The organism is Asanoa sp. NPDC050611 (assembly GCF_040654855.1).
GTDB lineage: Bacteria > Actinomycetota > Actinomycetes > Mycobacteriales > Micromonosporaceae > Asanoa.
The window spans coordinates 1-12,839 of sequence record NZ_JBFAIU010000220.1; the positions used below are offsets into that span (position 1 = coordinate 1).

Annotated in this window: 14 protein-coding genes; 8 read left to right on the top strand and 6 right to left on the bottom strand. The window is 72.1% G+C overall.

The genetic code is table 11. The features are described 5' to 3' along the window. Positions 1–27: 27 nt before the first annotated feature. Both AB0H87_RS27820 and AB0H87_RS27825 read right to left on the bottom strand, forming a co-directional pair. The gene (locus AB0H87_RS27820; protein ID WP_360151746.1) at positions 28–306 is read right to left on the bottom strand and encodes an aldolase/citrate lyase family protein; all 279 of its coding nucleotides are present in this window, start codon (positions 304–306) and stop codon (positions 28–30) included. Continuing rightward, positions 303–1,079, bottom strand: a complete 777-nt coding sequence (locus AB0H87_RS27825) for an IclR family transcriptional regulator (protein ID WP_360151749.1) — start codon at positions 1,077–1,079, stop codon at positions 303–305. The genes AB0H87_RS27820 and AB0H87_RS27825 overlap by 4 nt, the downstream gene beginning before the upstream one ends. A gap of 201 nt (positions 1,080–1,280) precedes the next feature. Here AB0H87_RS27825 and AB0H87_RS27830 point away from each other — a divergent pair, with 201 nt between their 5' ends. After that, a complete protein-coding gene (locus AB0H87_RS27830; RefSeq protein ID WP_360151752.1) occupies positions 1,281–2,525 on the top strand; it encodes an ABC transporter substrate-binding protein in 1,245 nt (414 codons plus the stop codon). Positions 2,526–2,686: 161 nt separating this feature from the next. Here the strand turns inward: AB0H87_RS27830 and AB0H87_RS27835 are convergent, their stop codons facing one another. Continuing rightward, complete coding sequence (locus AB0H87_RS27835; RefSeq protein ID WP_360151755.1) at positions 2,687–3,628, bottom strand: aldo/keto reductase; 942 nt, start codon at positions 3,626–3,628, stop codon at positions 2,687–2,689. A gap of 49 nt (positions 3,629–3,677) precedes the next feature. Between AB0H87_RS27835 and AB0H87_RS27840 the strand changes: the two genes are divergently transcribed. Further along, positions 3,678–5,066 (top strand): PLP-dependent aminotransferase family protein, encoded by a 1,389-nt coding sequence (locus AB0H87_RS27840; RefSeq protein ID WP_360151758.1) that lies wholly within the window; start codon positions 3,678–3,680, stop codon positions 5,064–5,066. 124 nt (positions 5,067–5,190) lie between these two features. Next, positions 5,191–6,051: a tetrahydrofolate dehydrogenase/cyclohydrolase catalytic domain-containing protein gene (locus AB0H87_RS27845; RefSeq protein ID WP_360151761.1), complete on the top strand. Its 861-nt coding sequence runs from the start codon at positions 5,191–5,193 to the stop codon at positions 6,049–6,051. A gap of 94 nt (positions 6,052–6,145) precedes the next feature. Here AB0H87_RS27845 and AB0H87_RS27850 read toward each other — a convergent pair whose 3' ends face one another. Further along, positions 6,146–7,858 carry a glycosyltransferase family 39 protein gene (locus AB0H87_RS27850; RefSeq protein WP_360151764.1) on the bottom strand — a complete coding sequence of 571 codons (1,713 nt, stop codon included), beginning with the start codon at positions 7,856–7,858 and terminating at the stop codon, positions 6,146–6,148. 141 nt (positions 7,859–7,999) lie between these two features. Between AB0H87_RS27850 and AB0H87_RS27855 the strand changes: the two genes are divergently transcribed. The 5 genes from AB0H87_RS27855 (at position 8,000) to AB0H87_RS27875 (ending at position 12,246) form a co-directional block, all read left to right on the top strand. Then, entirely contained in the window at positions 8,000–8,443 is a 444-nt protein-coding gene (locus AB0H87_RS27855; protein WP_360151767.1) for a DUF5709 domain-containing protein, read from the top strand. A 65-nt stretch (positions 8,444–8,508) separates the two neighbouring features. Then, positions 8,509–9,606 carry an LLM class flavin-dependent oxidoreductase gene (locus AB0H87_RS27860; protein ID WP_360151770.1) on the top strand — a complete coding sequence of 366 codons (1,098 nt, stop codon included), beginning with the start codon at positions 8,509–8,511 and terminating at the stop codon, positions 9,604–9,606. Then, entirely contained in the window at positions 9,603–10,217 is a 615-nt protein-coding gene (locus AB0H87_RS27865) for an FMN reductase (RefSeq protein ID WP_360151773.1), read from the top strand. Before AB0H87_RS27860 ends, AB0H87_RS27865 begins: the two co-directional genes overlap by 4 nt. A 17-nt stretch (positions 10,218–10,234) precedes the next feature. Next, entirely contained in the window at positions 10,235–10,750 is a 516-nt protein-coding gene (locus tag AB0H87_RS27870) for an LURP-one-related family protein (RefSeq protein WP_360151776.1), read from the top strand. 110 nt (positions 10,751–10,860) lie between these two features. Further along, a complete protein-coding gene (locus tag AB0H87_RS27875; RefSeq protein WP_360151779.1) occupies positions 10,861–12,246 on the top strand; it encodes a cation:dicarboxylase symporter family transporter in 1,386 nt (461 codons plus the stop codon). A gap of 129 nt (positions 12,247–12,375) precedes the next feature. Here the strand turns inward: AB0H87_RS27875 and AB0H87_RS27880 are convergent, their stop codons facing one another. Next, the gene (locus tag AB0H87_RS27880; protein WP_360151782.1) at positions 12,376–12,585 is read right to left on the bottom strand and encodes a hypothetical protein; all 210 of its coding nucleotides are present in this window, start codon (positions 12,583–12,585) and stop codon (positions 12,376–12,378) included. A gap of 13 nt (positions 12,586–12,598) precedes the next feature. After that, positions 12,599–12,839 (bottom strand): substrate-binding domain-containing protein (locus AB0H87_RS27885; RefSeq protein WP_360151785.1); only part of this gene is annotated, 241 nt, incomplete at its 5' end.

A 12,839-nucleotide genomic window follows, 5' to 3' on the forward strand; every position in this document is an offset into this window, starting at 1 on the left:
ACGACCCACGGGCGCTGGACCTGTTCGTTACGGGTGACATGGCACGCGCAGGCCGGCCAGGTCCCGGCCGGCCAGCGCGTCGAGGTCGGCCTCGCCCCACGGTCCGGTGGGATCGTTGACGCGTACCCACAATGGACGGTCCGCTGACCCGGCGAGCCGGACCGCCGTCTCCCGCGCCGCCGTCTTCTGGTCCGGCGGCACCGCGTCCTCGAGGTCGACGACGACCGCGTCCGCGCCGGAGGACAACGCCTTGACCACCCGGTCGGCGCGGTGCCCGGGCACGTAGAGCCAGGACCGTGGGGTCACGCGGGCAACCCGCCGGACCAGCCGAGCGCACGGGAGATGCGGTCGGCCGCCGCGCCGACCGCAGGGCCGAAGCGCTCGCGGGCGGCGGCGTCCACCCGGTGGGCCGGGCCGCAGACCGAGATCGCGCCGACGACCTCGCCGTCGATGCCGAACACGGGCGCGGCGACCGAGCCGGCGCCCTCCTGCCGCTCGCCGTCGGAGCCCGCGATGCCGGTCTTGCGGATCTCGTCGAGCCGCTCGCGGAGCAGGTCGTGGTCGGTCACCGTGCGGTTGGTCAGGGGCTGGAGCGCGCCGGCGAGCACCGCTTCGCGCTCGGCGTCCGGCAGGAACGCGAGGATGCAGGTGCTGGAGCTGCCGGCGTGCAGCGGGTACCGGCGTCCCACCTCGACGGTCATCTTGATCTCCCGAGTGGACTCCACCTGGTCGAGATAGACCCGGCCGCCGTGCACGCGCGCCGAGACGGTGGTCGTCTCGCCGGTGGCCAGCTGCAGCTCCCGCAGCACCGGCATGGCGACCGTGCGCAGCTGCGACTCGCGCAGGGCCCGGGCGCCGAGCGCCGCGGCCGCCGGGCCGAGCTGGTAACCGCGGCTGGCCGGGTCGCTGACCAGCAGCCGGCGTTCGACGAGGGTCTGCAGGATCCGGTGCACCACGGCCTTCGACAGGTCGAGGCTGCGCGCGATGGCGGTCACCCCCAGGAAGTCCGGCCCGTCGGTGAACAAGAGGAGGACGTCGGCCACGCGGGTGGCGGCCTCGGTGCCCTGACTCTCTGCCACGTCCACATCCCTCAGTACGGCGTTTCCGTCAGCGGAACACGATTCCAGCACCGACTCGGCCGACGGTCAACCCTGCAAATCGCGATTGGCCTGCATTGCAGAAAGATTCGAGCCCGAGTCTTGACCCGTCGTACGGGCAGTGCCAGCATCAGGCCTCATGCGATGTTCCGTGCGGCGGAACACTCACCCCCAGGAGCTGACATGAGGAAGACCTGGACCCTGAGCCTTGCCTTAGCCGTGCCGCTGGCCCTTGCCGCGTGCGGCGGCTCCGCACCGGCCGGCACCAGCAACGGCGGCGGCGGGCAGTCCGGCGGCACCATAAAGATCGGTTCCCTCCACCCGTTGAGCGGCTCGTCCGCGGCCGACGGACAGCAGATGGACAACGGAGCCAAGCTGGCCGTCGAGGCCATCAACAACGCCGGCGGCATCAAGTCGCAGGGCGGCAAGAAGCTCGAGCTGGTCAGCGCCGACACCCAGGGCAAGCCCGAGGTCGGCCAGAGTGAGGCCCAGCGGCTGATCCAGGAAGGCGCCGTCGGCCTCGTCGGCACCTACCAGAGCGCGGTCAGCGCCAACGTGTCCACCGTGTCCGAACGCAACAAGGTCCCGTTCGTCATCGACGTCTCCAGCGCCGACTCGATCCTGGCGCAGGGCTACAAGTACACGTTCCGGGTGCAGCCCAGCTCCACGGTGCTCGGCACCGCCGGCGCGCAGTTCCTCGACCAGGTGGCCAAGGCGGCGGGCAAGCCCGCCAAGAAGGTCGCCGTGCTGCACGAGCAGGGCCCGTTCGGCACCGCCGTGCGCGACGCGTTCAAGGCCGAGGCCGCGAAGGCCGGCATCGAGGTCGGCCCGGCCATCGCCTACGACGCGGCCAGCGTCTCGGACCTGACCACCCAGGTCACCCAGGTCAAGGCCAGCGGGGCCGACGTGCTCATGGTGGCCGGCTACTACCGCGACGGCGTGCTGGTCGCCAAGGCGGTCAGCACGATCAAGCCGACGCTGAACGCCGTCTTCGGCGTGGCCAACGGCGCGTTCGACCTGCCGCAGTTCCCCAAGGAGGTCGGCGCGGCCGCCGAGGGCTTCTTCGACGCGAACTACCACGCCGACATGACCAATCCCGACATGCAGGCGCTGGCGAAGCTCTACACGGAGAAGTACAACGACCAGATCCGGACCGGTGCGGTGCTGGCGTACGACGCTGTCAAGGTCATCGCCGACGCGCTGGAGCGGGCCGGCAGCGCCGAGCCGGCCAAGGTGCGCGACGCGATCGCCGGCGGCTCCGTGCCGACCCTGATCGCCGGCAACGGCCCGATCAAGTTCGGCCCGACCGGTGAGAACGAGAACGCCACGCCGATCCTCATGCAGGTGCAGGGCGGCGAGGTCAAGCAGGTGTTCCCGGCCGACAAGGCGGAGACGAAACCCGTCTACCCCGCCCTGACGAGCAAGTGAGTTCGGCACCCGACCAGGGCCACGTCGGCGAAGGTCGACGAGGGCATCGCGGCCGGCGGGCTGGCCGACACCCCGGGCACGCTCGCCCGGCTGATCGGCCATCCCACCACCCCGTTGGCCGTGACGCTCGCGCCGGCCGTCCGGCACGTCTAGGGCCCGTCCTAGCCGGCAGCGTCCAGAAGGGACCGTTGCGCCGCGGTCAGCGTCAGGGACATCGCGGCGATCGCCTCGTCGAGCTGGGCCACCGAGCTCGGACCCACGATGGGCATCACCTTCGGGCAGCCATCGGTCAGCCAGGCCAGCACGACGTGGTTGCGGGTCGTGCCGGTCTCGGCGGCCACGGTGTCCAGCGCGGCCAGCCGACTGACGGTGCCCGGGTGGTCGTAGTCCGGAGCCAACGGCTTGTCCGCGCGGGTGTAGGAACCGGACAACAGCGGGGTGTAGGACCAGATGTCGATGTCCTCGTGGCTCTCCACATAGGAGCGCAGCTCGTCGCTGAAGGTCCCGAACCGGTGCACGACCGACGGGCGGGTGTCCGGCCGCGGCCGCAGGTAGGTCACGTGCTGCTGCACCGCGGTGTAGGGCGCCACACCGGCGTCGGCCGCCGCCCGGCGCGACCGTTCGAGCCGCCACGCCGCGAAGTTGGAGCAGCCCAGCCGCCCCACCAGCCCGGCATCCACCAGCTCACCGAACGCCGCCACGGTCTCCTCGACCGGCGTGCGCCGGGTGTCCTTGTGCGCCCAGTACATCTCGACCCGGTCGGTGCCGAGCCGGCGCAGGCTCCCCTCGATCGCGTTCTTGATCGTCTGCGCCCCGAGCCCCTCGGCCGTCTCGGGATAGCGCCCGGCCTCGAGCGGCTCGCAACCGACCTTCGTCGAGATCCGGACCCGGTCGCGCATCCCCGGCCGGCGGGCCAGCCAGCGGCCGAGCAGGGCCTCGCTCTGCCCGCCGAAGCCGCTCGGGTCGGCCCAGAAGGCGTAGCAGTTGGCCGTGTCGATCCAGGAGCCGCCCGCGTCGACGAAGCGGTCGAGGATCGCGAACGCCCGCTGCTCGTCGGTGGTCGTGCCGAACATCATCGCGCCGAGTACCAGCTGATCCATCATGGCATCGACGCTAGTGACGATCGGTCAGGCCGTACGCTCCAATCTTGTGATGGATTCCCAGACCAATCTGGCGTGGGCGACGCTGCTCGACCTCGCCGACACCGGTGACCCCGCGCACCAGCGGCTGGCCCGGGCGCTGCGCACGGCGATCCGTTCGGGTCGGCTGGCGACCGGTGCGGCCGTGCCGCCGAGCCGGGCCCTCGCGGAAGAGCTCGGCTGCTCACGCTGGGTGGTCACGGAGGCGTACGGCCAGCTGGTCACCGAGGGATACCTGGCCGCCCGCGTCGGTTCGGCGACCCGGGTGGCCTGGGCACCGGACGATCACGTCCACAGCCGCCCGCCGAGGCCGCGGACGCCCGCCCCGACACCGCGGTACGACCTGGCACCCGGCCTGCCCGACGTGCGGGCCTTCCCCCGCCGCCGCTGGGCCGAGAGCGTGGCCGCCGTCACCCGCGCGGTCTCGGTCGCCGACCTGGGCCTGCCGGACCCGCGCGGCCACCGGGTCGCCCGCGGGACCATCGCCGACTACCTCCGGCGCTCGCGCGGCGCCGTGGCCACCCCGGACACGGTGACCATCTGCGCGGGCATCACCGACGGCGTGGCCCGGGTGGCGCGGGCGCTGCGCCGGCTCGGCGTCGACGCGGTGGGCGTCGAGGAGCCCGGCTGGCCCCGGCTGGCGGCCGCGGTCGCCGGCGCGGGCCTGTCGGTGCGCCCGGTGCCGGTCGATCGGGACGGCCTGCGGGTCGACGCGCTCGAGGGCGTCCGCGCCGTCGTGGTCGGCGCCGCGCACCAGTTCCCCAGCGGCGCGGTGCTCGCGCCGGCGCGACGGGCGGCGCTGCTGCGCTGGGCCCGCGCGGTCGACGGCTTCGTTGTCGAGGACGACTACGACGCCGAGTTCCGCTACGACCGCCGCCCGATCGCCGCGATGCAGGGCCTGGACCCGGGTCGCGTGGCGCTGCTCGGCTCCGTGAGCAAGACCCTCTCCCCCGCGCTCGGGCTGGGCTGGCTGCTCGCGCCCGGCGTGCTGACCGCGGCCGCCGACCCGGTGACCGCCGCGCCGCCGGTGCTCGACCAGCTCGCGCTGGCCACGTTCGTGGACCGCGGCTGGTACGACGCCCACCTCCGGGCCGCCCGCCGCCGCTTCCGGCGCCGGCGCGACCTGCTCCTGGCCGCCCTCCGCCGGACGATCCCGGAGGGCACGCTCGACGGCACGGCGGCCGGCCTGCACGTGCTGCTCAGGTTGCCGGACGGCACCGACACGCCCGCCGTGGTCCGCCGCGCCGCCCGGGCCGGCCTGAGCCTGGTGGCGCTCGACGACTACCGCGCCGTGCCCCCGGTCACACCGACGCCGGTCCTGGTGCTCGGCTACGGCAACCTGGCCGACGGCGAGATCGCCCCGGCGGTCGCTGTGCTCCGCGCCACCCTCGACCGGGTGTAACGAAATGCCCATCTGGCATGCTTGAAGCGAGCGCGACTGGCGGCAACGAGGATGGCAACGACCATCGGGGAGCCCGCCCGCGGGGATCGACCGCCTGGGTGCCCGCGGCCGAGGGGGGATAACTATGTCCGCGCGCCTGCTGCCCGGCGGCCCGGTTGCCGAGAGCATCCTGGCCGACGTCTCCGACCGCGTACGCGTCCTCAAGGACAAGGGCGTCACGCCCGCGCTCGCGACCATCCTGGTGGGTGACGACGACGCGAGCGCCGGCTACATCCGCATCAAGCAGCGCCAGGCCGCCGACCTCGGCTTCGTCTCGCCGCACGCGCACCTGGGCGCCGACACGACCCAGGACGAGCTGGAGCGGGTGATCGCGGAGTTCAGCTCCGACCCGGCCGTGCACGGCCTGCTGGTGCAGCACCCGGTGCCGGGCCATCTGGACTACGACAAGGCGCTGGCCGTGATGGACCCCGACAAGGACGTCGACGGCATGCACCCGGTCAACATGGGCCGGCTCGCGCTGGGCCTGCCGGGCCCGCTGCCCTGCACGCCGGCGGGCATCGAGGCGCTGCTGGCGTTCTACGACATCCCGGTGGCGGGCCGCGAGGTGGTCATCCTGGGCCGCGGTGCCACGCTGGGCCGCCCGCTGGCGATGCTGCTCGCGCAGAAGCGCCCGACGGCCAACGCGGCGGTCACGGTCGTCCACACTGGAGTCCAGGACTGGCCGCGCTACACGAAGCGGGCCGAGATCCTGGTCGCCGCGGCCGGCGTGCCGGGCATCATCCAGCCGGAACACGTCCGTCCGGGCGCGACGGTGATCGGCGGCGGTGTCCGCTACGAGGGCCGCCGACTCCTCCCGGACGTCGACGAGTCCTGCGCGGAGGTCGCGGGCGCGATCACGCCGCGGCTGGGCGGCGTCGGGCCGACGACGGTCGCGATGCTGTTCCGCAACGCGGTCACGGCCGCCGAACGCGCCGCGACCGCATGAACCTCATCCTGGCTCGGGTCCGCGGCGGTCACGACCGCCGCTCCCGCCAGGCAAGCCAGGCCCGCGACGGGTCACCGCCACCCCGCACGGGTCCCTAGGCCGGTACCCGGTCCGGTTCGGACGGGGCGGCCGGCTGGTCGGCGGGCGCCGGCTGGTCGGAGGGCGCCGGCTGGTCGGAGGGCGCCGGCTGGTCGGAGGGCGCCGGCTGCTCGGAGGGCGCCGGCTGGTCCTGAAGGGCCGGCTCGGCCGGGGTCGGTCGCTGTTCCGGGGTGGTCGGCCCGGTCCGTGGGGTGGGCATGGTCGTCGGGCGGCCGGCCAGGCTGATCGTTCCCGCCAGCGTCGCCGTGACGGCGACCACCACCATGGCCAGCAGCAGGATCAGGATCGCCGGCGGCAGGGCGTACCAGGCCGCGATGGCGCCGGGCACCGCGGTGCGGTCGCCGTTCGCCGGTGTCCAGAAGAGGTCCACCGTGTAGCCCACGTAAACCACCTGCGTCAGCAGCGCGAACCCCAGGACGGCCAGCGGGACACGGCGGCGCCAGCGGTCCGGTAGCCGGGCCGTCGCCGCCAGGGCGACGACCGCCACCCCGATCAGGCCGCCGTACAGGTAGCGGCCCTGCATCGCGGCGTAGGTCTGGCTGGCCGCGAACTGCTCGTAGGAGCCCTTGGCCACGATGGCCAGCAGCCCCGCCGTCGGCAGGAGCAGCACCAGCGTGGTGGGGTGCGGCAGCGCCCGCATCAGCAGCGTCGACACGATGCCCGCGACCACCAGCACGCCGGCCAGCAGGGCGAGCTTCCACGGCCAGTGGTGCCGTTGCGCCCCCGTCTGGTCGTGCACGAAGAACAGCGTGTTCATCCGTTCCACGAACCGGAGCAGCCAGAGCACCCCGCCGTCGGCGAACGAGTAGTGCGGCGTCAGGTCCGGCATCGACGTGAAGCGGCCGTGTGGCTGCACCGACCCGTACACGATGCGGTTGTGGATCCACCAGGCCAGCCCGGGCAGGCAGGCCAGCCAGGCCACGCCGAGCGACACCGCCGCCGTCCGCCAGCGGTTCCGGCGCCGGAACACCACCGCCGCGTACGCCACGAAGATCCAGATCGGGACCAGCAGCGCGAATCCCTTGGTGAGCAGCGCGAGTGAGCCGACCGCCCCGATGACCAGCGCGGTCCGCCGCCGCGTGTCGCCGGTCAGCACCCGCACCAGCAGCAGCGTCAGCACCGCGAACAGCAGCACCAGCAGGTTGTCGTTGTTGACCGCCGACTCCGTGTGCGTCAACTCCGGTATCCCGACCGGAATCAGGGCGGCCGCCACCGGCAAAGGTTCGGGCAGCCGCAGCCGCCGCGCCACCGCCCACAGCAGCAGCGGCAACGCCACCGCGAACAGCACGTTCCACCACCGCAGCGCCAGGAAGGCCAGGTCGAACGGGATCCGGTCCCAGCCCGGCACGAGCGCGAGCGCCCCGGCACCGAGGACGTAGTACAGCGGCGGGTGCTGGATCAGCTGGTTCGCCGGCACCCTGGCCGCGTGCGCGGCCCCGCCGGCGGACGCGAACGACGGGCGGTCGCCGCGCGGCGGGATCGGCTCGTCCGCGAGGTGCAGCGGTCCGCCGATCCGGTTCGACCGCGTGAAACCCCCGGCGCCGCTGCCCTCCGTCACCGCCAGCGTCCCGGGATCCGGCCACGGCCACGCCCGGCCCTGCGCGACCGCGACGATCAGGTCGACGTGCTGCCGCTCGTCCGGCGAGCGGAAGTTCGGGAAGATCGCCGTCTGGCCGAGGACCACCGCGAGATGTAGGACAAGGATCAACCACACCAAACGGGGTACGGCTCGCAAAGCCGGACGTATCGCACGGACCACCGGGGAAGGCTAGCCGACCGACCCGCACCGGAGCGGCGGCTTTCGAGGCGGGTCCTAGGCTTGCACCCGACCGAGTTAAGTGAGGGGAACATGAGCCAAGATCGCGATTTCGAGATAGTCGAGGACGACGGGGTGCTCGACGCGTCCGACACGCTCGACGACGACCGCGTGGCCGACCCGCTGGACGTCGGCATCGCGCCCGCCGACCGGTGGAGCGGCGCCAACCGGTTCGGCACCACCGCGGCCGAGGAGCGCCAGGGCGAGTCGCTCGAGCAGTTGCTGGCGGAGGAGGAGCCCGACGTCGACCCGTACGCGGACCCGGCGGACGACGAGGACGAGATCAGCCGCCGCGGCTACGAGGAGGACCCCCGGGCCGGCCGGCTGGTCGAGGACGACCAGGGATTCGGTGAGGACGTCGAGGCGGACTCGGTAGCGTGGGACGCCGGGATCGACGCCGGTGGTGCCAGCGCCGAGGAAGCCGCGATCCACGTGGTCGCCGGTCCTGACGACGAGGGTGACGGACCTCTCCGTTAAGCTCCGCGGAATAGTTGCGGCGTCAAATAAGTTGACGGTGGCTGAACGAAGTGAGGTGTTTTGAGATGCAGTTCGGGATCTTCACCGTCGGCGACGTGACGCCGGACCCGACCAAGGGCACAACCCCCAGCGAGGGTGACCGGATCAAGGCCATGGTCACCATCGCGCTCAAGGCCGAGGAGGTCGGTCTGGACGTCTTCGCGACGGGTGAGCACCACAACCCGCCGTTCGTGCCGTCCTCGCCGACCACCATGCTGGGCTACATCGCGGCGCGCACGGAGAAGCTGCTGCTCTCCACCGCCACCACGCTGATCACCACCAACGACCCGGTGAAGATCGCCGAGGACTACGCGATGCTGCAGCACCTGGCCGACGGCCGGGTCGACCTGATGATGGGCCGTGGCAACACCGGCCCGGTCTACCCGTGGTTCGGGCAGGACATCCGCAACGGCATCCCGCTGGCCATCGAGAACTACTCGCTGCTGCACAAGCTGTGGCGCGAGGAGGTCGTCGACTGGAAGGGGCGGTTCCGCACGCCGTTGCAGTCCTTCACCTCGACGCCCCGCCCGCTCGACGGTGTGCCCCCGTTCGTCTGGCACGGCTCGATCCGCAGCCCGGAGATCGCCGAGCAGGCCGCCTACTACGGTGACGGTTTCTTCGCGAACCACATCTTCTGGCCCAAGGAGCACACCCAGCGCATGGTCGGCCTCTACCGCGAGCGGTTCGGGCACTACCACGGCAGCCCGGACCAGGCCATCGTCGGCCTCGGCGGGCAGGTCTTCATGCGCAGGAACAGTCAGGACGCGGTACGCGAGTTCCGTCCTTACTTCGACAACGCACCGGTGTACGGCCACGGCCCGTCGCTGGAGGACTTCACCCGCGAGACGCCGTTGACCGTCGGCAGCCCGCAGCAGGTGATCGACCGCACGCTCGGCTTCCGCGACTACGTCGGCGACTACCAGCGCCAGCTGTTCCTGATGGACCACGCCGGCCTGCCGCTGAAGGTCGTGCTCGAGCAGCTCGACCTGCTGGGCGAGGAGGTCGTGCCCGTGCTGCGCAAGGAGTTCGCCAAGAACCGGCCGGCCGACGTGCCGGAGGCGCCGACCCACGCGTCGCTCGTGGCGGCCGCCGCCGCCGCGGCTTCTCCCGAGGTCGTGGCATGACGCAACGCACCATCGCCGTGGTGTCCGGCGGGTTGCGGCAACCGTCGTCGTCGCGGCTGCTGGCCGACAAGCTGGCGGCCGCGACCGGCGAGGAGCTGACCCGGCTCGGCGTCACCCCGAAGATCGAGGTGATCGAGCTCCGGGACCATGCCCACGAGATCGTCGACAACCTGCTGACCGGCTTCCCGGCCAGCGCGTTCGCCAAGGTGGTGGAGACGGTGGCCGCGGCCGACGGCCTGGTCGCCGTCTCGCCCATCTTCACCGCCTCGTACAGCGGCCTGTTCAAGTCCTTCGTGGACCTCCTGCCGGACGGCTCGCTGGCCGGCAAGCCGGTGCTGATCGGCGCGACCGGCGGCACGGCGCGGCACTCGCTCGCGCTGGACCACGCGTTGCGGCCGCTGTTCGCGTACACCCGCTCAATCGTGGTGCCGACCGGTGTCTTCGCCGCGGCCGAGGACTGGGCCGGCGAGGAGGCCGTCGAACGGCTCGACAAGCGGTCGCGGCGCGGCGCGGCCGAGCTGGCCGCCGAGGTGGCCCGCCGCGAGCCGGCCGCCGTCGAGGACCCGTTCGCACTGCGCACGTCGTTCGAGGACCTGCTGGCCGGCGACTGATGCGCGAGGATGGGGTCATGTACCTCATCCGCGAGAAGATCTTCGACATCGGCGACGACTTCGACATCACCGACGACTCGGGCAACAAGGTGTTCCACGTGGACGGCAAGGTGCTCAGCCTGCGCGACAAGCTGGTCATCGAGGACCCGTCCGGGCGCGAGGTGGCGGCGGTGCACCGCAAGCTGATCGCGCTGCGCCCGACGTACGCGATCAGCATCGGCGGCCAGGAGGCGGCCGAGATGCGCAAGAAGCTGTTCACGCCGTTCCGCGACAAGTACACGATCGACGTGCCGGGCCCGGACGACCTGGAGATGAAGGGCGACCTGCTCGACCACGAGTACGAGGTCGAGCTGGGCGGGTCGCGGGTCGCGCAGGTCTCGAAGAAGTGGTTCACGATCCGCGACACGTACGCGGTCGACATCGCGCCCGGGCAGAACGACCTGCTGATCCTGGCCGGCGTGCTCGCCCTCGACCTGGCGGAGTCCCGCGCGGAGCGCAAGCGCGCCGAGGACGCCGCCCGCGACGACCACTAGCCGTCCTTTCGCCGGCCTCGGCCAACATTTTCCGGCCGAGGCCGTGCCGCGGTTCGGCCTGGACCGAACTGTCGCGTGTGGAACGCCGTCGGCTGGGCATGAAGAGACACATGTCGACTGCCGAGGCGACCACGGGCGGCGACCGCCCGCGGCGCGACCGCACCGCGTACCTCTATCTGGCCGTGATCGTCGCCGTCCTGGCGGGCATCTTCGTCGGGATCGTGGCGCCGGGGGTCGGCGAGTCGCTGAAACCGCTCGGCACCGGCTTCGTCAACCTGATCAAGATGATGATCAGCCCGATCATCTTCTGCACGATCGTGCTCGGCATCGGGTCGGTGCGGCAGGCGGCCAAGGTGGGCAAGGTGGGCGGGCTGGCGCTCGGCTACTTCCTGCTGATGTCGACGGTCGCGCTGGCGATCGGCCTGGTCGTCGGCAACGTCCTGCACCCCGGCAGCGGCCTGGACCTCAGCGGTGGTGAAGCCCCGGACACGTCCGAATCCGAGGGTACGGTCGACTTCCTGCTCGGCATCATCCCGACGACGCTGTTCTCGGCGCTGACCAGCTCGCAGGTGCTGCAGACGCTGCTGGTCGCCCTGCTGGTCGGCTTCGCGATCCAGGCCATGGGCGCGACGGGCGAACCGGTCCTGCGCGCGGTCGGCTACCTGCAGCGCCTGGTGTTCCGGGTGCTCGCCATGATCATGTGGGTGGCGCCGATCGGCGCGTTCGGCGCCATCGCCGCGGTGGTCGGCGAGACGGGCTGGAAGGCCCTGGCCGGGTTGCTGCAGATCATGCTCGGCTTCTACCTGACCTGCCTGATCTTCGTGTTCGTCGTGCTCGGCCTCCTGCTGAAGCTGGTGACGGGCCTCAACATCTTCTCCGTGCTGCGCTATCTCGGCCGCGAGTTCCTGCTGATCCTCTCGACGTCGTCGTCGGAGTCGGCGCTGCCGCGGCTGATCGCGAAGATGGAGCACGTCGGGGTGTCCCGCACGGTCGTCGGCATCACGGTCCCGACGGGCTACTCGTTCAACCTGGACGGCACGGCGATCTACCTGACGATGGCCTCGATCTTCGTCGCGGACGCCCTGAACAAGCCGCTCGCGGTCGGCGAGCAGATCGGCCTGCTGCTCTTCATGATCATCGCCTCGAAGGGCGCGGCGGGCGTGACCGGCGCGGGCCTGGCGACCCTGGCCGGCGGCCTGCAGTCACACCGCCCGGACCTGGTCGACGGCGTCGGCCTGATCGTGGGCATCGACCGCTTCATGTCGGAGGCCCGCGCCCTGACCAACTTCGCGGGCAACGCGGTGGCCACGTTCCTCGTGGGCCAGTGGTCGGGCGAGTTGGACAAGGACCGCGCCCACGCGGTCCTGCGGGGCGAGGACCCCTTCGACGAGGCCACGATGCTCGACGAGGAGCCGGAACACCGCGAGCCGGTGGTCGTCGCCGCGCAGCGCGGCGCACCGGAAGCTCCGGCGCGCCGCGAGTCTGAACCGATCTAGTTCGGCGCGAACACCGGCTCGGTGCGGGTCGCCCCATACCAGGCCGTAAGGCCCGAGCGGCTCGCCGCCCACCAGGCCGCACGGCCCGGAGCGGGTTGTCCCACACCGGGGCCGTGGGCGCCTATGCGGTCAGACGGCCGCGGTTGAGCACGGGCGGGTCCGGCGGGGCTCCACCCGGTCGGCGATGCGGCGCAGCAGCACCGCGGTGCCGCGGCGGAACGGGTCACCCCGGCCCTGTACGCGTTCTCGCGTTGGGACGACCGGCGCGTCCGGGCGGGCCGAGTAGGCCTCCTCCAGCGTGTGGTTCATGGCCGTCACGAAGCCGACGAGCTCGATCATGGTGGTGCTCCTTTCAGGATGGTGCCGGGCCGGTCGTCGCGCGGACGACCAGGCTGGTCGGCAGGACCACGGTGCGGTCGGTCGGGTCGATGGGTGGGTCGATGAGAAGTTCGCCGGAGCGGCGTCCCCGCTCGGCGGCCGGCTGGCTGATCGTCGTCAGGTTCTCCGCGGCCGCCTCCGGGATGTCGTCGAAGCCGACCACCGAGACGTCGCGGCCCGGCTGCAGCCCGCGGGCCCGCAGCGCGTCGATCACG